This is a genomic window from Methylomonas rivi (assembly GCF_024505165.1).
Classification (GTDB): Bacteria; Pseudomonadota; Gammaproteobacteria; order Methylococcales; family Methylomonadaceae; genus Methylomonas; species Methylomonas rivi.
Genome location: NZ_JANIBK010000032.1, coordinates 1 through 21,695, shown reverse-complemented (window position 1 = coordinate 21,695; position 21,695 = coordinate 1). Strand labels below are relative to the sequence as shown.

Sequence of the window (21,695 nt, the reverse complement as noted above, 5' to 3'; positions counted from 1 at the left end):
ACAAGCGCCGAAATTAACTATCGGCAGTAATCGGCGCCAATTTCCAGATGTCGCGGTTGTATTCCGCAATCGTGCGGTCGCTGGAAAATTTACCGCTGGCGGCGGTATTGAGTATGCTCATCCGCGTCCATTGTTCGGGGTCGCGCCAGAGCTGCTCCACCCGTTTTTGCGTATCTATGTAGCCGCGAAAATCCGCTAACGTTAACCAAGGGTCTTGCGGGCTTTTCAAGGAGGCAAGGATGTCGTCGAAAATACCGGGTTCGAATTGGTTGAAATGACCGCATTCCAGCAAATGCATGACCCGTTGCAAATCGCTGTCCTGTTGGATAAGCCGCCGCGGATTGTAATGGGCATGGGTTGCCTCCACTTCGGCGGCCGTCAAGCCGAATAAAAAGAAATTTTCCGCGCCGACCTCGTCCCGAATCTCGATATTGGCCCCATCCAAGGTACCGATGGTAAGGGCGCCGTTCATCATGAATTTCATGTTACCGGTCCCGGAGGCTTCCTTGCCGGCGGTGGAAATTTGCTCGGACAAATCCGTGCCGGGGCAAATTTTTTCCATGGCCGAGGCCCGGTAGTTGGGCAGAAATGCCAGTTTCAATTGCTTGCCGACTTGCACATCGTTATTGATGACGTTCGCCACGTTGTTGATCAATTTGATGATACGCTTGGCCATGGCATAACCGGGCGCGGCTTTGCCGCCGATCAGCACGCAACGCGCTACCCAATTTTGGGTGTCGCCGCGCTTGATGCGGTCGTATAAGTGAATGACATGCAGTATGTTCAGCACCTGTCGTTTGTACTCGTGTATGCGTTTTACCTGCACATCGAACATAGCGTCGGCATCGATATCGATTTGCAATTCCTGCTGTTTTAGATCGATTAATTTTTGTTTATTAAACTGCTTGATTTGCCGCCACTGTGCTCTGAATGCCGGATCATCGGCATAGGGCTTGAGTTTTGCCAGATGCGACAGGTCGGTGATCCAGCCGTCGCCTATGGTGGAGGTAATCAGTTTCGCCAATTCGGGATTGCAGCCCGCAAGCCAGCGCCGCGGGGTGACGCCATTGGTTTTGTTATTGAATTTCTCCGGCCACAAGGCATAAAAGTCCTGGAACAGGCCTTGTTTGAGCAGATCGGAGTGTAGCGCCGCCACGCCGTTGACCGAAAAGCTGCCGATGATGGCCAGATAGGCCATGCGCACGTATTGTACCGAGCCTTCTTCAATGATGGACATACGGGCCTGACGCGGTTTGTCTCCCGGCCAACGCGCGGACACCTCGGCCATGAAGTCGGCATTAATGGCGAAGATGATGTCTAACAGGCGCGGCAATAGCTGGCGCATCAAGGGGACCGACCACTTTTCCAAAGCTTCCGGCAGCAGGGTGTGGTTGGTGTAGGCCATGGTTTGGAGGGTAATTTGCCAGGCGTTTTTCCAGGATAACCCGTATATATCGACCAGTAAGCGCATCAATTCGGCAACGGCGATACTGGGATGGGTGTCGTTGAGTTGAAAACAGTTTTTTTCCGCGAATTTGGAAAAATCGCGGCCGTGGCGGCCTACCCAGTGCGCCAATACGTCCTGCAGGCTGGCGGATGCCAGCAGATATTGTTGTTGCAGGCGCAGGACCTTGCCGTTTTCATTGGCATCGTTGGGATACAGCACCATGGTGATATTTTCCGCGGTATTTTTTTGCGCCACGGCTTCGGCGTAATCGCCGGCATTGAATTCCTGCAGATTAAAGTCTTCCGTTGCCATGGCTTTCCAGAGCCGCAGGGTGTTGACGGTATCGTTCTTGTAACCGGGCACCGGCGTATCGTAGGGCATGGCCAACACATCCCGGGTATCGACCCAGCAGATGCGTTTGTGTCCGTTTTCGTCTATATGTGTTTCGGTACGGCCGCCGAACTTGATGCGGGTGATGTATTCCGGGCGCTCGATTTCCCAGACATTGCCGTTACGCAACCAATGATCGGGCTTTTCCACCTGTTCGCCGTTGACGATCTCCTGAATGAACATGCCGTATTCGTAGCGCAAGCCATAACCGGTCACCGGTAGATTCAAGGTCGCGCAACTGTCGATGAAACAGGCCGCCAAACGTCCCAGGCCGCCGTTGCCCAAACCGGCATCGGGCTCGGCGTCGACGAGTTCTTCCATTACCAAGCCCAAATCGTAGAGACCCTTGGCCACTTCGTTATCCACGCCCAGGTTCATCACCGCGTTGCTCAAACGCCGGCCAAGCAAAAATTCCATCGACAAATAAAACGCATTCTTGCCGTCTTGATTGCGCTGCAAATTGTAGGTGCGTTTCCAGCGTTCGACCATGCGATCGCTGATAGCCAGGGAAATGGCTTTGTAGGCATATTCCGGTGAGCGGCAATGTTCGTCCCGGCCCAAACGGTGGCTGTAGTAATGCTTGAAGTCATGCGTGATGTGCTCTTTATCCATGCCGAGCATGGGCAGCAGGGTTATGTCCGGTTTCGGATGGCTGATACGGAAGACTTTATGTGATGACATGTTTATTGCGTTGACTTGCGTACTAAAAAGAAGAATTCTTGTGTAATCGAGCGGCGGGAACCTATACCAAACTCCGCCCTCATAGGCTTAGCACGCTATACCGAATAGATTACAGTTGTATGACAGTTTTTAATGCGACAGAGAACGGGCGTAAAAATTAACCCGGCCGAGAACAAGGTGACAAAAGTCATGCAAAATTGCTAACTTGTGCTTTATATACAGATAGCCGTGCGGAAGGTTTATTTGTAATGTTGCCGGGCGTTCTTCCGGCATATATTCGGCAACGTTCGAAATTGATCCGCGGTCGCTTAAAAGGGTGAACACACATGAAAATTGAAAAAATCAAACCGGCAAGGAAAAAAGTTGCGTTGGATGTTCGGACTTACGATGGTTTAAACGAGTTTTCCAGAACCAACGACATCAAGCCGCAAGCCATGCTGGCGGCATTGGTTGAGACCATGTTAGGCAATCGGGCGCTGGCGGACAAGGTGATAGACATCACGCTCAGCAAAGCGGCTGACGAAGCCACGGACGATAACGCGGAAATGATTTTCAACAGTTGCTACGACCGCTATTGCCGGAAGCAATCGTGCGACACGTATTGCAAAGCCAACGTCCTTAGGCAATGGGCAAGGGCCAAAGCTTTGCTGGAAAAATAATTTGAATTGCATCGAGTTGGGGCCAAGGGTTTCGTCAAGAATAACATCCCCGTATTTTCGGTGATTGTTGCCGGATAGGAGGGGCTTTAGCCCCGATCAAGCGCTCCTGCAAAGGCAATATATTTCGGTAAGTTGTTTCCAACCCTAGCCTAAGCCGGCGATGTTTTTTTAAGACTGTCGGTTAATGGCCTTCATAAGGCCAACTCTTCAATCTCCTGGCCAGCAGGAGGCGGCCGCTTGCCCCCCTCCCCTAATGCCAAAAAACAGCAGGCAAAAAAAAGGGGCTTGCACAGCCCCTTTTCCCTCGCTATCCGAAAACCCTTATTTGGCGGCGTCGGCGAATTTGTTGAATGCTTCCACCCGTTGTTTGCCCAGATTGACCAAGTCGATACCGTTATCGACGATCATTTGGATCAAGCCTGGAGTGTTGTAAACGATTTTACCCAGGTAGGCCACCACGGGCACGGCGACGATGGCGCCAAACAAAGTACCGATGCCGAACACGTTCAGGAACTTGGTCATCAGTACAACCATATCCAGCGGCAACAGAATCATGGTGCCGAAATATACCAGCACGATGAAAGTAAACAGGACGAACACTACAAACTGCAGCAACCTTACCAAAGCAACATTTAGGTTTTTCATGGTTTATTTTTCTCGGGGTCAATTAAATAATCTTTGTGCGGCGGCGGGTTTGATAGGCAAACAATTTCAGTCGCAAACCGGCCGGCATTATAAAATAAAACCCCTACGCTTACTCAACTTTTTGGCGCTTGGATTACCTGCGTCAGGCTTCTTCGCTGGGTTCGACGTCGATACTGTAAACCGTGGGTTTATCGATGAACAAAGGATGAATCAAGGCGCCCACCACGAAACCGCCCAAATGCGCCCACCAGGCGGAACTGCCGCCCAGGCCGGGAAACATGGCCGCGGTACTGATCTCCTGCAATTGCAAAATCACCCACACGCCCAGAAAGGCGATGGCAGGTATTTCGAAAAACAGCGGAAAAAACAAAATCGGCACCATGATAACTACCCTGGCATAGGGAAAACGGAAAAAATACGCCCCCAACACTCCGGCTATCGCTCCGGACGCCCCCACCACCGGCACCACCAGATTTTGCGAAAAATACCATTGAATGTAGGTCGCCAGTAAGCCGCATATCAGATAAAAAGCCGCAAACCGCTTGTGCCCCATCAAGTCTTCGATGTTATCGGCGAAGATCCACATGAACATCATGTTGACCAGCAAATGCACCCAGCCGCCATGCAGAAACAAACTGCTTAAAAACGAAAAATAATAATCCGGCGGCAAACCGAAATGCTTGGACCAGGTTGGGTTGGTGTAACGCAACGGCACCATGCCGTACTTATACAAAAAATGCTGCGCCATGGCGTCCGGCATCAGCAGCATCAAAAGATAAACCCCGATGCAAACCGCCATGATGCCCCAAGTGACATAGGGCGTAGTGTTGCATGGTATCGAATCTCTAATCGGTATCATTTGAGCGTCCTTTGGATTTAAAACATCTTTATGAGCCTTTTCAAAACATTTCGTTCCATTGCTTTTCCAGGCGTTGCACCGAAACCGGGAATGCGGTTTTCAGTTGCTGGGCAAACACCGAGACGCGCAATTCTTCCAACCCCCAGCGGAACGTTTCGCGCTCCGGCATGGGCTGGCCGGTTTTCAGCCGTTTTTCGACATGCTGCCAATACCGCTGCCATAAGCGCTGCAGGCCCTGCACATCGGCCGAATCCGGCTTTTGCTTGTCCAATCTAAAAACGATGGCTTTTAAATAACGCGGCATGGCCTGCAACTGCGCCAACGGGGTGTAACGAATAAAGCCGCTGTACAACAGCAAACTTAGCTGATTTTCCACGTCCTGCTTTAAAGCGGGGACTATGCCCGGCTGTTTTAACTGCCGGCCGATGTCTTGGTAGTGTGCCATGATTTCCGCGACTTGCTTGCCGGCTTGGTTGCCGACGCCGATCAGACTGGATTTTTTATCCGCCAAGCGGGCGTCGAAGGTCTGCCGGCCGCGAATCTCCCCGGTCTCCACAAACGCGCTGCTGAAAATCAAAAACAACAGATCGTTTTTAAATTCGCCGCCGCGGGCCTTTAAAATCGGGTGCTTGGGCAACTGGTTATAAGCCAGTTGCAAAGCCGCCGGCACGCCGCTATTTTTCAAGATGTATTGCGCATCCTTGCGGCACTGCAATTGGAACAACTTGGTCAAGCCTTCGAAATGCGCCTGCTCGGCCTTTTGTTGGGTTTCCAGGATTTTCACGCCCACCGTCTCGCCTTCGTCGACAATGGCCGGATAGCCGATAAAACTTTGCCCCTTCTGCATGAATTGCATGGTATCGGGCAAATCGTCGAAAACCCAGGCGATGCAGCCGGTGTGATGCATTTCTTCCCGCGCCAGCTTATCGAAACTGTCGCCGGCCTTGACGGCATGTTCCGCCTGCAATTTGGCCAGATTGCGGCCATAGCCGAGCGCCCTGCCCTTATCGTCCACTACCCGGAAATTCATTTTCAGATGGTCCGGCAACGTGTCCGGCTGCCACTCGTTCAGCGGAATGGCTTCGCCAGTCAATTTACGCAGCCGATTGCTCAGCCATTCGTACAACGAGCCTTTAAAATCCGGCTCGATTTCCAGACAGGCCTTGGCGGTGTTCGGCACCGGCACGAAATGCTTGCGCAGATGCTTGGGCAGCGACTTGATCAAGGCCGTGACTTTTTCCTCCAGCATGCCCGGCACCAACCAGTCGAACGGCATTTGCCGAATCTGGTTAAGCTGATGCACAGGGATGATGGCGGTGACGCCGTCCTCGTCGTGACCGGGCTCGAAGCGGTAGTGCAATTCGATAGTCAGATCGCCGAGCTTTTTGCTATCCGGAAAATCCCAGTCGTTGATCTGATTCTCATCGGTGCGGGTTAAATCTTCCTTGGTCAAAAACAAAATCTTCGGATCGTCGCGTTCGACCTTTTTGCGCCATTGGTCCAGGGCGATGCCGCTGACGATCTCGGCCGGCAGTTTCTTGTCGTAAAACTGGTACAGCCATTCCTCGTCCTCGACCAAATCCACCCGCCGACCCTTGTGCTGGATGTAGCCCACCTCCTCCAGCAGCTTTTCGTTGGCCTTGAAGAACGGCGCGTTGGAATGGTAATCCTGGTTCACCAGCGCATGGCGGATGAACATCTCCCGCGCCGCCTTCGGATCGACGTTTTCGTAAGGCACTTTGCGCTTGGCCTGTAAGGTCAAACCGTACAACAAGGTACGCTCGAACACGCCGCAGCGGCCTGCGCTTTTTTCCCAATGCGGATCGTAGTAATTGCGTTTGACCAAGTGCTGGGCGCAGGCCTCTATCCATTCCGGCTCGATCTTGGCGACGGTGCGGGCGTAGACCTTGCTGGTCTCGACCTGCTCGGCGGCCATGATCCATTTCGGCCGCGCCTTATGCTGGCCGGAACCGGGGAAGATGAAAAACTTCAGGCCGCGCGCGCCCAGATATTCGTATTGCTCGTGCCTGAAGCCGATGTTGGACAACAAGCCCGGCAACAACGCCATGTGAATCTGCTCGTAATTGGCCGGATTGCCGCTGGTTTTCAAGCCCAAATCGCCGCGCGCCACTTGCATGATCTGGGTATGGATGTCGTGCCATTCCCGCATGCGGATATACGACAGAAAGTTGTCCTGGCAATACTTGCGCAGCTTGCTGTTGGTCAAATGTTTCTTCTGTTCCTCGAAGGCGTTCCACAGATTCAGCAGGGTCAGAAAGTCCGAGTCCTCGGCCTTGAACTGCGCATGCTTGGCTTCGGCCTGCGGCATTTTGTCGGCGGGCTTGTCGCGCGGATCCTGAATACTCAAGGCCGAAACGATAATCGCCACCTCGTGCAAGGAACCCAAATCCGCCGCCGCCAACAGCATCCGCGCCAGTTTCGGATCGGTCGGAATCTTTGCCAGCCGCCGTCCGGTGTCGGTCAGGTTACCTTGCTTGTCCAAGGCGTCGACTTCGAACAACGAATTCTTGCCGTCGCGGATCATTTTCTCGTCCGGCGGCTCGACGAACGGAAAATCTTCGATGTCGCCCAGCTTCAAGGAAGCCATCTGCAAAATCACCGACGACAGATTGGTGCGCAGGATTTCCGGTTCGGTAAACTCGGGGCGAGCCAGATAATCTTCCTTGGAATATAACCTGATGCAAATACCCTCGGCCACCCGGCCGCAGCGGCCGGCGCGTTGATTGGCGCTGGCCTGCGAAATGCGTTCTATCGGCAACCTTTGAATCTTGCTGCGGTGGCTGTAACGGCTGATGCGGGCATGGCCGGAATCGATCACGCAACGGATGCCCGGCACGGTCAACGAGGTTTCGGCGACGTTGGTGGCCAGCACGATGCGCGGCTTGTTGCCGCTGGGTTTAAACACCCGCTCCTGCTCGGCCACGCTGAGTTTGGAATACAACGGCAACACCTCGTAACGGGCATTATTGTGCGATTTGCGCAGGGATTCGGTGGTCTCGCGGATTTCGTGCTCGCCGCTTAAAAAGATCAAAATGTCGCCGCGCAAATCGCGGTACAACTCGTCCACTGCGTCCAAGATGGCTTGCTGCAAATCGGCGGAAGTTTCGTCGTCTTCCTCGATCAATTCGATGGGCCGGTATCGCACATCCACCGGATAAGTGCGACCCGAAACATTGACGATGGGAGCATCATTGAAATGCTTGGCGAAACGTTCCGGGTCGATGGTGGCGGAGGTAATGACGACTTTCAAATCCGGCCGTTTCGGCAACAGCCAGCGCAAATAGCCCATTAAAAAATCGATATTCAGGCTGCGCTCGTGGGCCTCGTCGATGATGATGGTATCGTATTGACTCAGATACTGATCGTTCTGCGATTCCGCCAACAGTATGCCGTCGGTCATCAATTTGACCAGCGAATTCGGATGGGTCTGGTCGTGGAAGCGCACTTTATAACCCACCGCCTGACCGATGTTTTGGCCCAGTTCCTCGGCGATACGGTCGGCGACGGTGCGGGCCGCAATCCTGCGCGGCTGGGTATGGCCGATCAAGCCGCTTATGCTGCGGCCGATTTCCAGACAGATTTTCGGCAATTGAGTAGTCTTACCGGAACCGGTCTCGCCGCAGACGATGGTGACCTGATTGTTTTTGATCAACTCGGCAATCTCATCCTTCTTGCCGCTGACGGGCAGGTCGGGATAATTAATCACCGGCACGGAAGCCCTTCTTTGGTTGCAACGGCTGATTGATCGCTCAATTTTTTCAGCCAATTGCTGAACTTGCCCAGACACATCCTTGCCTTTCCCCACCTCGCCGCGCAGCCGGTCGAGTTGGCGTTTAAAGCCGTGCCGGTCGATGCTCATGCAGTCGTGGAGATTTTTGGCGAGTTGTTTCAGGGTGTCGTGAACGGACATGGGGCGGCGAATGTCGTAAAAAGGCTGGCATTATAAGGGGTGGGAGGCGGTTTTACATTGGCTTGTCTATCCAGGCGGCCAGGTAGCTCCGATAGTGCAACGTAATCGTAGGCATGACGATTCAATGCTTTCCCAGCATTCGTACGATTACGCTACGCTAATCGTACCTACGCGGGCTAAAGGGCAGTAGAGAATAATCGTTTAATCCGTTAGAATTTCGGCGCCACACCGGTTGCGAAGCCGGGCCGGAAAATCACGGAGCTTGGGGAAGGAAGCTGGCCGGATTGCGAAATCCTGACGCAACCGGCAGTCTTCGTTGGTTTGCGTCGTTTAACAAAACACGCAATGACCTTTAGGGTCAAGGAAACAACGTGACAACACCATGTTCAAGCAAGCTAATTATCCCTATTATTTCCGGCAGTTTGTTGTTGCTTGCCAATAGCACGGCAAAGGCAGCGGATGCATATCTTTCTTATTATTACGAAGGAAACGCGTCTACGGATGGCCTCAACAATCATATCGAGTCATCCGCCCCTGGCAATTATGTGACGATTTATTCCACAGCTACTCAACATATTGCCGATTCGGTCAGTAACACCCACGTCGATGACATTGGCCCCACTTCTTCAACTCAAGTCGCTCAAGCCGCGATCAACGGCTCATTCGATTACAATCATTTAAGCGGTTACGCGTCCAGTTCGGCATCTAAATCCGTTGGCCACTACACTTGGATCGACAACAACCCCAACTCTATTTTCTATGGAACAAATCAGGGCGACAACACCCATTCCTCCGCCGCAGCGAATTCCTATATTCAAGAGTACATTGTAGATCCTCTGACCGTCACCTCGACCGAACTACAGTCAGGCACAGTGGTAGAACTGGCGGTGGATTGGTCACTGGACGCTTCGTTTGGCGTAACCGGCTATCCCGCCAATTTCAATCCTTATGGAGGCTCGCCAGGGACACCCTCCGCACAGCTTACTATCGGAAGCGATACCCACACGCTCGATTACTGGAACAACGGCACCAATGCCAGCCTTAGCGGCAGTTACACCCTGCATACCTCCGTGGGCGATATGACCGGACTCTATGCCGTACTAACCATAGCAGGCGGTCAAATGAATGCTTATCAGGAAATGTTCAATTTCGAAACTCAGACTACCGAGTTTACCGGTCAAAATGTCTCGTCGTTTGCCGACGCCACCGCCAAATTCGCGATACGGGTGTTGACGCCCGGCGCCAGCTATAGCGCCGCCAGCGGCAATGTCTACGCCACCTCGCTTGCCGCCGTGCCTGTGCCTTCGGCGGCTTGGCTGTTTGCTAGCGGACTATTGGGCTTGTTTGGCCTGAAACGTCGGCGCTAAGTTTAAAAACATGCAAAGCCGATTGCGCAGATGAGCCTTTATTGCTTCTATCAATCGGCACTTTATTACATTCATTTGATTTACGGACGATTTAAGGAAACTAACTTATGAAACACGGAAAAATTTTGCTGGCAGTTGGCACACTATTTAGCTTGAACTCAGAAGCGGCCTTGTATGATCGCGGGAATGGCTTGGTATATGACGATGTGTTGAATGCCACCTGGAGTAAAGATACCAACTTGTTGAAAACTCTAGCAAACGCCTCTGGAAATTCGATCAATTATTTACAGCAAATTATTACCGCTAGTAACGGAAAAGTTTACGATGGTTACAATGGCGGAGACCATACACTAACCTTAAACGACTTTGGCGTACATCCGAATGGCAATGTCGTTTCGATGACATGGTGGGGTGCGCATGGATTTATTGATTATTTGAACAGCACAAATTATCAAGGCTATAACAATTGGCGTTTGCCAAGTTTAAGCCCAATTAACGGTACTAATTTCAATACAAATTCATCTTACAACGGCGCAACTGATGCTGGATACAACATCACTAGCCCAACGTCAGAATTATCTTATATGTGGCATATTAATCTCCATTTGCCGGATAGCTATTTGCCTAATGGCCAATTGAACCCAGCCTGGACAAATACGACGGGATATTTCCTCAATTTTGCAGATGCAGCCAACGCTAACGCCAGCGATAGTTTTACTTTTGGCGGCAATCAAAAATTCTGGACTGAGTTAGTGCCAAATCCTAATGCAAAGCCATCTATGTTCTATATCTTCTATGGTGCTCAGACGATTAACGAATCTGAAAGTAGCCCCGGTGTTGGCGCATGGATCGTCAGATCGGGAGATGTTGCGCCAGTACCTGTTCCTGGCGCAATATGGTTATTCAGCAGTGGCCTATTGGGCGTGCTTGGATTGAAACGCCGTAACGCTTAATCGTTGATTTGGTTCCCAAGTTTACCTAGTTCCCAAGCTCCAGCTTCACCTGGCTCCCAAACTCCGGCTTGGGAGCTTGATCTTCCATCAAGCCGCCAAGCCCGGCATAATTGGCCGGGGGCGACCCTGGTTCCCACGCGCCGCGTGGAAACCCAGACCTTCCGCGCTGCGGTGAAGTTGTGCCGCAGCGCGGCCAAGCCCGGCATTCCAGCGCAGCGCATAGGAACGAGACATCCCCGCTGTAATCCTATCGTGAACCCGTTCCCTCAAATCCACGCCACCGCAAGCCCCTGCTCGTCGCACCACGCTTGGGCAAGACGGTTCAATCGGGTTTCCTCGAAGGCGAACCAGCTATCGCGCAATTCAGGGTAATCCAGCAGCGCATCCTTGAAGCGCCGGAACGGCTTGCGGCCGTTGAGCGCGGCTTGCAACGCCTCGGCTTCCGGGCTGTCGCCTAGTTCATCGACAAAGTCTTCCATGATTTGGAAAGCATCGCGAGAAGCCATGGCCTCAATCGGCAGATAACGCGGATTGTCTTCCAGATCGTCCGGCACTTCATCGTCACCATCGTTATTGAGCCATAACTCGCCGGTTTCCTTGTCCAAAAACCAAGCCTCATCCCAATCCCCGGCATTCGAGGTCAAGGCGAGGATGAAGTCCGTCCGATTGATTTTTAATGCAGCCATGTAAATCCCTGGATAGTTTTACTCCGATTCCCACGCGCCGCGTGGGAAGGAGATCATTGACAAAGAATTCAATCTACCGGCAACCAAGCATAAATCGCCCCTAATCCGCCTCGAACAAATGGTACTGGTTTTTTCCCTTCATCTTGGCTTGATACATGGCTTGGTCGGCTTGGCGCAGCAATTGGTCGGCGTCGATATCCTCGGCCTGCGGATAAAAGCTAACCCCCAAACTAGCCGATACCAGCATCGCCGATTCACCGTAAACCACCGGCTGGGAGGCGGCTGTCAGCAAGCGCGATAATAACGGCAAACAGGCTTCGGTATCCGGCAAATCCACCAGCACGGCCACGAATTCGTCGCCGCCCAAGCGGGCCAGTGTGTCGCTTTCCCGCAGAGTCTGCTTCATGCGGCCGGCCAAGGCCGTCAACAACTCGTCGCCCATGTCATGGCCAAAGGTATCGTTAACGGCTTTAAAGCCGTCAAGATCCAGAAAAACCACCGCCACTTTCTGCCCGCGCCGCAGCGCTTGCATCATGGCCAAGCGCAAGCGGTCGGCCAACAAAATACGGTTGGGCAGGCCGGTCAACGCATCGTAATGGGCGATGCGTTCCAACTGCTGCTCGTATTCCTTGAACGGGGTAATATCCGAAAACAAGGCCACATAATGCTGGGTGTTGCCTTGGGCATCGCGGACCGCGCTGATAGTCAGAATCTCCGCATACAACTGGCCGTTTTTGCGCCGGTTCCAAAGCTCGCCGGACCATTCGCCTTTTTCCTTTAAATCCGCCCACATGGCGGCATAGAACGCCTTATTTTGCCGATCGGATTTCAACATGCTGGGGTTGCGGTGCAGCGCTTCTTCGCGGCTGTAACCGGTGATCGCGGTAAAGGTGTCGTTAACGTCGATGATCCTGCCGTCCACGTCGGTAATCAGGATGCCTTCCCGGGCATGGGTAAATACGCTGGCCGCCAGCGAAAGTTTTTCCTCGGCTTGCTTGCGCTCGGTAATGTCGTGGCCGATGCCCAGCACGCCGATGAACTGGCCCGCCGCGTCGCGCATCGGAATCTTCAGGGTTTCCAACAATTCTTTGTGCCCATCGTCGGCAAAGGTAACCCATTTTTCGATCAGATACGGGCCGTCCTTTTGCATGGCCAACATATCGTGGGCGCGAAAAGAATCGGCCGAGGCTTTATCGACAAAATCGTAGTCGGTCTTGCCCACGATCGCCTGTTCCTCGGCGCCGAAAAAACCTTCGAAACGCGGGTTGCAAGCCAGATAGACGCCGTCGGCATTTTTTAACCAAATCAGGTCCGGCAAGGTGCCTATCAAGGTGCGCAAAAACGTTTCGCTGTCCAATAGTTGCTGTTTTTGCTCCAGCAGCAACTTGCGCTGCACCACTAATTTACGCTTGACCAGCAACAAATTCAGCGTCAACAACAGGAACACACCGATAATCAGCAATGCCGCCAGCAACGGCCACTGGTAGCGCAGCCATATGTCTTTCAAGGTGAAACTGGGCACCACGTCGTAGGGCGGCACCCGCATGTCCCTGAGCACATCCGCAATGGCCGTGTAGTCGGCGGGCACGCCGAAACCGTGGATGCCGATGGCCCGCGTGGCCGCTTTATTTTCTTCCAACATAAACAGTGCCGCCGCCACGTGCCGGGCCAGATTTTCATCGGTTTGCGGCATGGCGGCAAACGGCCATTCGGGGTAAAGCCGGGTAGACAGCAAGTGCGGATAGCCGGGCAGTGGCTGCCGGTTGATAATCTTGATTTGCCGCATATCCAGCTTGCCTTCGCCCGCCAATTCCTCCAAGACCCCGGTACGCACCAAGCCCACTTCGGCCCGGCGGTTTAGCACAGCGTCCACGACATTATCCTGCGGCATGCCGGTTTGCAGCAGTTTGGCCTGTTGCGACAGATTGCCGCCGCCCCGTTGAAATTCGTAAGCCTGCAACTGGTAGCCGCTCAACGAGTCGATGCCGGTGACGGCAATGGTTTTGCCCTTGAGATCCAGAATGGTATCGATACCGGCATCGTCGGCACGGCTAAAAATAACCCCGCCGAACGCCATGATCGCCCGCTCGGGATCGCGGTCGTTTAACGCCAAAGTGGCTAAAGGGGCCGACAGGCCGTTGCGCTTGGATAGCTGAATATAATGCCCGGGATTGGTCAGGACGAAATCCACTTGCCGGCTGGCCACGGCCAACGCCAATTCATCGAAATCGAATGTCTCAATGGCGAAATCCCTATCCGGCAACGCCTGTTTCAGCGCCACGGCCAAGGGCTGCCACTGCGCCAAGGTTTGCGGCTTGGACCGATAAGCCAGGATGCCGATCTTGACAGATTCCCCGGCCGCCGCAACGGGCAGGCAAGCCAAAACGCCGCACAACTGTAATACCGACAGGCATTTCAATAGCGCATGGCCAAAATGTCCGGTTTTAGTCGGCGGCATTTAAAAGTCCTTGGGCAAATAATCGGGGTTGAGCAACGCCGCCAAACTGTCTTCCCGCGCCAGCAGCCGGTTTTCCAGCATTAATCTCGACAGCTTGCCGGCACTGCGTAAAAGCTCTGGCGCAGCCCCGCCGAGCAGGCGGTAATTATCGCGCTCATCCGGCAGGATGATGCCCTTGAACGCCGGCAAAACTTCAGCCGCGCTAAAACCCAAATGCTCGGCCATCCGGTAGGCGGCGTCATACGGGTTGCGGTATAAATGATTCACCGCCATAAAATGCGCCGCCACCGCATGCCGAACGGCCCTTGCATGGCTAAAATCCAACACATCGCTACGCATGGCCAAAACGTCCACGATGGTATTGGGCACTTGTCCGCTGTCGAACAGTTTGATGCCGCCGTCGGCCAGCAATTGACTGGCCACGGGTTCATAGGTGACTACCGCGTCGACCTGGCGATGTTTCCAGGCCTGCCGATGTTTATCGATACTGACTGAAAAAGGGGTAATGTCGGTTTTATTCAAGCCCGCCGCCCGCAGGGCTTCCTCCAGCATCAAAGCCCCCAAGGCGCTAGCCTCGAAACCGACCGTCCGGCCTTTTAAATCGGACAACCGCCGAATCCCGGCTCTGGCCACCAGCATATCGGCGCCGGCCGAAATATCGCAGACCATCACTACGGAAACCGGCAAGCCCGCAGCCCTGACTTTTAAGGTTTCATCCAGCGTCAGCGCCGCCCCATCCGCCCGGCCGTCCAGCAATGCCCGCATGGATTCCGTGGCGGAAGCGGTCTCCAGTAAGCCGACCCGCCCGGGGTCTAGCCAGCCCTCCCGCAAGGCTAGGCACAAGGGTTCATACCCCAGCCATCTATTAAGGGCGACGATCACGGGCCGATCGGATAATCCGCCGCAACCCGGCAGTCCGGATGCTAACGCCAGACCGCTTAAACACGTCATAAAACGGCGTCGCGTGATGGAGTGGGAATTTATCATCTCAAATTTAGTATTTCACGACTAGCCGACGGATTTCAGGAACACTTCCCGGAACATCTTTAAGCATTATGACTATAAGGAATTATTGCGTCCAGCATGCGCACTTGACCCGGCTTGGAAATGCCGCTTTGGGCCCGCCATCGAACGGCTGGCCTACGCATAAACCAATAGGTAAACTATGCGCCGACCCGGCTTTTACAAGAAGCCGCCCCTTTATCGGTAACCGGACAGAAGCATGAAAATCATCTCCTGGAATGTCAACGGCATCCGTGCCGTGCAAGAAAAAGGCTTTAGGGACAGTTTGCGGCACTTCGACGCCGACTGCATTCTATTGCAGGAAACCAAGGCCCAGGACGACCAAGTGCATAAAGCCCTGGAAGGCATCGATCATTACCATGTTTATTGCAACTCCGCCGAGCGCAAGGGCTACTCCGGCGTGGCGTTGTTGAGCCGGAACCAGCCGCTGCGGGTCGTGCACGACATGGGCATGGCCGAACACGACCGGGAAGGCCGGGTACTGGTGGCGGAATACGAAAAGTTTTTTCTGCTGAACGTTTATGTGCCCAATTCCGGGGACGGCTTGACGCGGCTGGATTACCGGCAAACCTGGGATGCGGCTTTGCTGGCTTATCTGCGGCAATTGCAAAGCCAAAAACCGGTGATAGCTTGCGGCGATTTCAACGTCGCCCACCAAGCCATCGATATAGCCCGCCCCAAGGCCAATTACAACAAGTCCGCCGGTTACACCCAAGTCGAAATCGACGGTTTCAGCCGCTTCACCGAGGCCGGATTTGTGGACAGCTTCCGCCATTTGCATCCGGAAACCGTGGCCTATAGCTGGTGGAGTTACCGCGCCGGAGCCAGGGCCAAGAATATCGGCTGGCGCATCGATTATGTCCTGGCCAGCCAATCCTTGCTGGCCGACATTCAAGACAGCTTTATTCTGCCCGATATTATGGGCTCCGACCATTGCCCGGTGGGTATCCGCATCGATCTGTCATGACAACGACCGACTCCCGTCCGGCCTGTCCAGCAAGCCGAACAAGCCTTGCTGGGCGTGCGCCAAAATCGCCGACACCAAGGGATGTTTCAAGCGCCGCTGGGCGGTAATCGCATAAAACCGCTCCAGCACGCCATCCGCCAACCCCAACATTTCGGTGCCGTACTGGCGCTGAATTTCGCCGGCCACCGCCTGCGACGAAAAAAACAGCCCGACTCCGGCGGCGCCAAAGGTTTTTAACAAGGCACTGTCTTCCACTTCGGCTTGAATCACCGGGCTGATTTGCCGGCTGTCGAACCACTGGTCCAACGAACGCCGTAGCGCCGTATTATGGGTAGGCAATAAAAACGGCGCCCCGTTCAGGCAACGCGGAAAATCCTGTCGATACCTAGCCGCTAATGCCGGCGCGGCAAACAGCGCCACCTTGGTTTCGCCCAAAAAATGATTGAACACCCGCATGCCGCTGGCCGGCGTGGCCGGCACGTCGGCCAGCATCATATCGATGCTGTGCAGGCCGATTTCGGTCAGCAAGCGCTCGGTTTTGTCCTCCACGCATTGAATCTGGGTGGGCTCAGTCCACTGCAGTATCGGCGCGATCAGGCGATAGGCAATCAGCTTGGGCATGGCATCGCTGACGCCAATATTCAAGCGCATGCCGCGTTCGGTGGTGCGGCCTTTCAGCATGTGGGTCATTTCCCGGCCCAGGGCAAAAATTTCGTCGGCGTAGTGAAAAACCGCCCGCCCGGTTTCCGTCAACACCAGTTTACGCCCCTCCTTGCGAAAAAGTTTGCTCCCCACCGCCTGCTCGAATACCGCCAGTTGCCCGCTGATGGTCGGCTGCGCCAGATGCAGCCGATCACAAGCCGCGGTAATACTGCCGTGCTTGGCGACCATCCAGAAATAAAAGAGATGTTGGTAGTTGATACGATCCATGGGTAGGCCGGTATTGCGCGATCTCAAGACGGGGTTAACGTAGTGTAACCCGACATCGGACATCGATGTTTATCGGTTACGCCTTGCAAACCCGGCCTACTTGGCTGCGGCTTTAGCTATCAAATACAGAATTTAGGCCTTTGTTTGTAATATCGCCTTGACGCCTTCTAGCGTTATCAAGTGCATCACGCACATCACGACGTATAACGTGCTCGGGCTTATCTTTCGCGGATAGCCTTACTGATTTTGCTATTTCTAGTAATTCTGGAGAAAGATATTCAACCAAACCGGGATCTATTGCTACGGGAAGTGCTCCGTGCATATTCTTAGCTACTTTACCCCTCAGAGGACCAAACGCTAAGTAATTGGCCAGAAAGTCTGCGCTCATAACTGGTGCTAAAGGGATTTTAATTTTAGAGGATTGTTCAATCATTGGTTTGATTTCGAATGCCTTGTGATCCAAAGTCAGCCACCATGATGTGTATCCAAAAGCTTTCTCGCTTTCATGTTGTCGTCTAACAATTACTCCCAAGTAATTCTCAGTATCATGTTCGGCTAACCTCAAACTTAGCAATGGATCAAATCCATTATTGGAGCGATTTCTACGATTTGTATGAATATTTACCCATGTTTCTTTTACGAGATTTCGAATTTCTAGGTCAGCCTTTTGTGCATCTATTGAAATATCTGTCATTTCAATACTGAAAAAATGTTTTAAATATTCAGAAACGTCATCTTCAGGCCTAATATTGCCACGAAAATTTTCAAGCCATTTTGAAAAAAATGATTGTGCAGACCCAGTCGAAATAAAAAAAGAAAATAAGTAAGGATAACTACCATCCCATGATTCTTGACCCGAATTTACTAATCCATAACAAGTTTGAGAGCGATTTATATGTCTTTCAACTTCCTCAATAACACCTGGAGTAACTTTTATCTTGAGTCCAGCATTTTTAGCAGCTAAAATTAGTTTTCTAAATTGCCAATTCTCTTCGGGCAATAAATCCTCTGCTAATAAGGGTAAAACTATCGATGTGTCTATCCATATTTCTCCAGTCGAAAACATCTTTTTAACAGCAGATTGAATATCTGGCGTCTGCCTTAGAAAAGCTAAAAAAGTGTAAGCATCGGCAATTCCTCTCAAATATGATGCAGTTGATATACTTGGATCAGTCAATACCCGTTCAATTACAGTTGCAAGTCTGTTAGTAAGTTGTTCTTCATTAATATTGGGTATTTTAAGTTCATCTTGAACAATTCTCTTGACTGAGCCATATTCAAGATGTTGTAGCTGACCGTTCTCAAGGGCCGATACAAATAATTCACCTCGCTGCAATAGAAATTTCTCCATAGATATGCGGCATATTGATAAATATGACAATAGGTTTCCATTATCAGCTAATTCAACTTCTGGAATAACAGCCTTTAGAGCATTAGTTATATCATTTACCAATTCTTGATCGTTGATTTCGACTTCTGCTATCCGTGATTTTAAGCGTATATTTTCTTCGTGCGAAAGGCAGAACTCATCATTTGGATAATGTCGAATAAAGTTTTTATTAAGCCTGGAAAGCGACTTATCAGTTTCGGCAATGAGAAAAGCAATATCATCTGTGGGTATAATTTTTTTCACTAAATCATAAACCTGATTCCTTGTGAGGCGATAATCTGGATTTGTGCCTCGAAGAGCTGTTCGAACAAGCGCATCAAATGCAGTTTTTGTTAATCCTTTTTCACGCCCGTCGTCTTGCCATTGAAGCTCCAGAAACACAAGTGCTGCACGGCTTTCTGCTGTTGTGAGTGCTTGAGCCTTTTTTTGAATGACGTCCTTGCTTTCTAAAAAAGGATCGACAATATCGCGGGCAAGATTTTCTGCAACAGCTTCTCGGTGGTCATCTCCTTCATAACGATCAAGGAAAAAGCTGCTATCTCGGATATCCAAAATAAGCTGATATTTAGTCCTTAATTCTTTTTTTAATCCATCGCCATCCGCACCAATTTGTTGATTTGTAACATAAAGCAATTGTCTTGCATGAGTTAAATTCTTTTTTACCTTTTTTGCCGTGTCCCGTATTTTGGTTGTCCAGTGTTTCGTCACAGAATACTGAAGAACTATTTCGGGTTCTGATGTAGGTGAAAAAAGTTCCGCATCACGACCTTCATCTCCGGACGGGGATGCAACAGTTCTAAGGTTATCAAACTCCGAAGTTAAAAATGCGGAGGCGAATTGTTCGAATCTGGCCCAGTCAGTCGGCTGAATTCTTTCTAGTGCTAGAGTAAATCTTTTTCGATGGAGTGACACAAAATTCCTCTCAGGTGGTGGCGCTTCGGACTTGGAGAAAGGTCGATCTTATTCTTAAATAACTCATTCTATATATTCCCGTATTGGGTGATATACGATTTCTTTATAACTTAACGAAAGTCAGCTGTCCAACACTTACAAGCCGATCAAACCTATATTGTAGAAGGCCGCTCAGGGTCGTATCGACCCACCCCCAAAAAGAATATGACATTGAAGCTTTCCCTTCACCGGAACACTACGGCTCCCAAGCTTCCCTCGTCACGAATCGCCGCCAGGTTCAAATAGTAAGCCGGCCCTTGATTTTCGTCGCTCCCGCAAACTATCGACGGTGGCGGGGACCGCAACCTGACCCATCATGCCCCACTGTAACAATCAACCTCCGGCTTGAACACACCAATCGAAACATAGAAATTTTCTATATAAAAAATTTATTTATTCTATTTTTCTATTGATAAAAACTCATGTAATTTATCCAGCATCTTCAATCTGCTTAGGATACTTATGTCCCGCACCCCCGAATACGACGACAAAACCCTGCGCGCCAATATCCGCCTGTTAAAAGGCATGCTGGACAAGGTATTGAAAAAACAGGCCAGCCCCCAGGTAGCGGAAATTGTCGAGCAGTTACAGCGCCAATTTACCGTACTGCAACGGGACAACAATCCCGCCAAACGCCGGCAAATCCTCAAAACGCTGCATAATCTGCCTGCGGAAACCTTGAGCGAAGTGATTCGGGCCTTCAGTTTGTACTTCAGTTTGCTGAATATCGCCGAAGAATCCACGCAATTGCAGCATCGCCGCCATCAGATCGAAAAAAACAAGCACTACTGGCGAGGCTCGTTTCACGACACTCTGCTGGCTTTCAAAAACGCCGGCATCAGCGCGGAGCAACTGCAACCCTTGCTGGACGATTTGCATTATCTGCCGGTGATGACCGCCCACCCCACCGAAGCCAAGCGCCGCACCGTGCGCGGCGCCCTGCGTAGCGTGTTCGTCAGCCACGAAAAACTGCAAAATAGCGGCATCAAGGGCTATTTTCGCGACGTTGCCCTGGAGCGCCTGCAAAGCCAGATTCAATTATTATGGAAAACCGATGAGGTGCGCGCCCGCGGCATGGGCGTGATCGACGAAATCGACTCGGGGCTGTTTTACTTTCCGCTGTCGCTATTCGAAGCCACCGCGCAGGTGTACCGCAATTTCCAGCGCGCTCTGGTCGATGTCTACGGCAGCGAGGCCGCGGCGAAAGTGCATGTCCCCGGTTTTTTAAACTTCGGTTCATGGATAGGCGGCGACCGCGACGGCAACCCCAATGTCAAACCGCATACCACCGCCCTGGCCTTGCGCCTGCAGGCCCGCACCATCGCCCAGGAATATCTGCGCCGCATCGACGTTTTGCACGAACAGCTGGCTTATTCCCACGGCATGTGCCAGCCTACCGCAGCCTTTTTAGACAGCCTGGAAAACGACCGGGAACTGCTCGGCGACACGGCAATAGCGCTGGAACGCAACTGCCTGCAAGAGCCCTACCGGCATAAACTGTCCTTGATGAAATTCCGCATGCACCGACGCCTGGAGTTGATCGAACAACGCATTGCCGGCGACAGTTCGCAAACCGACGACCAGGCGTACAACAATATCCAGGCCTTCCACGCCGATTTATGCATGATCCGCGAATCGTTGATCAGCCACGGCGACCAAGCCATCGCCGACCGCGACCTGCAGGACTTGATTCGCCTGGTGGACGTCTTCGGCTTTCATTTGATGCAATTGGACGTGCGCCAGGAGTCCACCCGCCACAGCCAGGCCGTGGCGGAAATATTGTCGTCCGGTCTGGGCATGGATTATTTGAGCCTGGATGAAGACCGGCGCATGCAAGTGCTGAGCGAAGCCATTGCCATTCCCGGCGGGCTGGGTTACGACGCCAGCGAGTTGAGCCCGGCCACCGTGGAAACCTTGGATGTGTTTCAGGTGATGGCGCAAATGCGCCGCGAAATCGGCAACGACTGTTTCAGCCGCTACGTGATTTCGATGACCCATTCGGCCAGCCATATCATGGAAGTGCTGCTGCTGGCCGCGCAAAACGGCTTGGCCGGCCGCATCGGCGGCCAATGGTATTGCCATATCGGCGTCAGCCCCTTATTCGAAACCATAGACGACCTCAACCATATCGATAGCGTCCTGCGCGGCCTGCTGTCGCAACCGGTGTACCGGGCCTTGCTGACCGCGTCCGGCTTGCGCCAGGAAGTCATGCTGGGTTATTCGGATTCCTGCAAGGACGGCGGCATATTGGCCTCGGCCTGGGGACTGTACCGCGCCCAGCAGCAGGTGACGGCGATTTCGGACGCAGAAGGCATTCCCTGCCGCCTGTTCCACGGCCGCGGCGGCACCATCGGCCGC

General features: G+C 52.5%; 14 protein-coding genes and 1 riboswitch. Of the genes, 5 read left to right on the top strand and 9 right to left on the bottom strand.

The genetic code is table 11. The features are described from left to right. Window positions 1-13: 13 nt before the first annotated feature. Entirely contained in the window at window positions 14-2,518 is a 2,505-nt protein-coding gene (locus NP596_RS08335; protein ID WP_256614853.1) for a glycogen/starch/alpha-glucan phosphorylase, read from the bottom strand. Window positions 2,519-2,844: 326 nt separating this feature from the next. Between NP596_RS08335 and NP596_RS08330 the strand changes: the two genes are divergently transcribed. Beyond that, on the top strand, window positions 2,845-3,177 hold the full coding sequence (locus tag NP596_RS08330; RefSeq protein ID WP_256614852.1) for a hypothetical protein: 333 nt from the start codon (window positions 2,845-2,847) through the stop codon (window positions 3,175-3,177). A gap of 321 nt (window positions 3,178-3,498) precedes the next feature. Here NP596_RS08330 and NP596_RS08325 read toward each other — a convergent pair whose 3' ends face one another. The 3 genes from NP596_RS08325 to hrpA all read right to left on the bottom strand — a co-directional run bounded on the left by NP596_RS08325 (window position 3,499) and on the right by hrpA (window position 8,612). Beyond that, entirely contained in the window at window positions 3,499-3,822 is a 324-nt protein-coding gene (locus NP596_RS08325; RefSeq protein ID WP_256614851.1) for a hypothetical protein, read from the bottom strand. 142 nt (window positions 3,823-3,964) lie between these two features. Further along, window positions 3,965-4,681 carry a rhomboid family intramembrane serine protease gene (locus NP596_RS08320; protein ID WP_256614850.1) on the bottom strand — a complete coding sequence of 239 codons (717 nt, stop codon included), beginning with the start codon at window positions 4,679-4,681 and terminating at the stop codon, window positions 3,965-3,967. A gap of 40 nt (window positions 4,682-4,721) precedes the next feature. Further along, window positions 4,722-8,612 (bottom strand): ATP-dependent RNA helicase HrpA, encoded by a 3,891-nt coding sequence (hrpA, locus tag NP596_RS08315; protein ID WP_256614849.1) that lies wholly within the window; start codon window positions 8,610-8,612, stop codon window positions 4,722-4,724. Window positions 8,613-8,824: 212 nt separating this feature from the next. Beyond that, window positions 8,825-8,904: riboswitch (cyclic di-GMP riboswitch) on the top strand. 253 nt (window positions 8,905-9,157) lie between these two features. Between hrpA and NP596_RS08310 the strand changes: the two genes are divergently transcribed. Next, the gene (locus NP596_RS08310) at window positions 9,158-9,979 is read left to right on the top strand and encodes a VPLPA-CTERM sorting domain-containing protein (RefSeq protein WP_256614848.1); all 822 of its coding nucleotides are present in this window, start codon (window positions 9,158-9,160) and stop codon (window positions 9,977-9,979) included. A 107-nt stretch (window positions 9,980-10,086) separates the two neighbouring features. After that, on the top strand, window positions 10,087-10,932 hold the full coding sequence (locus NP596_RS08305; protein ID WP_256614847.1) for an Lcl C-terminal domain-containing protein: 846 nt from the start codon (window positions 10,087-10,089) through the stop codon (window positions 10,930-10,932). A gap of 266 nt (window positions 10,933-11,198) precedes the next feature. Here NP596_RS08305 and NP596_RS08300 read toward each other — a convergent pair whose 3' ends face one another. The 3 genes from NP596_RS08300 to NP596_RS08290 all read right to left on the bottom strand — a co-directional run bounded on the left by NP596_RS08300 (window position 11,199) and on the right by NP596_RS08290 (window position 15,027). Beyond that, complete coding sequence (locus tag NP596_RS08300) at window positions 11,199-11,618, bottom strand: UPF0158 family protein (protein ID WP_256614846.1); 420 nt, start codon at window positions 11,616-11,618, stop codon at window positions 11,199-11,201. Window positions 11,619-11,718: 100 nt separating this feature from the next. Continuing rightward, window positions 11,719-14,076 carry a diguanylate cyclase domain-containing protein gene (locus NP596_RS08295; protein WP_256614845.1) on the bottom strand — a complete coding sequence of 786 codons (2,358 nt, stop codon included), beginning with the start codon at window positions 14,074-14,076 and terminating at the stop codon, window positions 11,719-11,721. Beyond that, the gene (locus NP596_RS08290) at window positions 14,077-15,027 is read right to left on the bottom strand and encodes an ABC transporter substrate-binding protein (protein WP_256614844.1); all 951 of its coding nucleotides are present in this window, start codon (window positions 15,025-15,027) and stop codon (window positions 14,077-14,079) included. It abuts the gene before it with no gap. A gap of 271 nt (window positions 15,028-15,298) precedes the next feature. Here NP596_RS08290 and NP596_RS08285 point away from each other — a divergent pair, with 271 nt between their 5' ends. Beyond that, complete coding sequence (locus tag NP596_RS08285) at window positions 15,299-16,066, top strand: exodeoxyribonuclease III (RefSeq protein WP_256614843.1); 768 nt, start codon at window positions 15,299-15,301, stop codon at window positions 16,064-16,066. Here NP596_RS08285 and NP596_RS08280 read toward each other — a convergent pair. Both NP596_RS08280 and NP596_RS08275 read right to left on the bottom strand, forming a co-directional pair. After that, window positions 16,061-17,023 (bottom strand): LysR family transcriptional regulator, encoded by a 963-nt coding sequence (locus NP596_RS08280; RefSeq protein WP_256614842.1) that lies wholly within the window; start codon window positions 17,021-17,023, stop codon window positions 16,061-16,063. The two genes, NP596_RS08285 and NP596_RS08280, sit on opposite strands and share 6 nt — an antisense overlap. Before the next feature lie 85 nt (window positions 17,024-17,108). Beyond that, window positions 17,109-19,298 (bottom strand): hypothetical protein, encoded by a 2,190-nt coding sequence (locus NP596_RS08275; RefSeq protein WP_256614841.1) that lies wholly within the window; start codon window positions 19,296-19,298, stop codon window positions 17,109-17,111. Window positions 19,299-19,799: 501 nt separating this feature from the next. Between NP596_RS08275 and NP596_RS08270 the strand changes: the two genes are divergently transcribed. Continuing rightward, window positions 19,800-21,695: phosphoenolpyruvate carboxylase (locus NP596_RS08270; RefSeq protein ID WP_256614840.1), on the top strand; the 1,896-nt coding region annotated here is incomplete at its 3' end.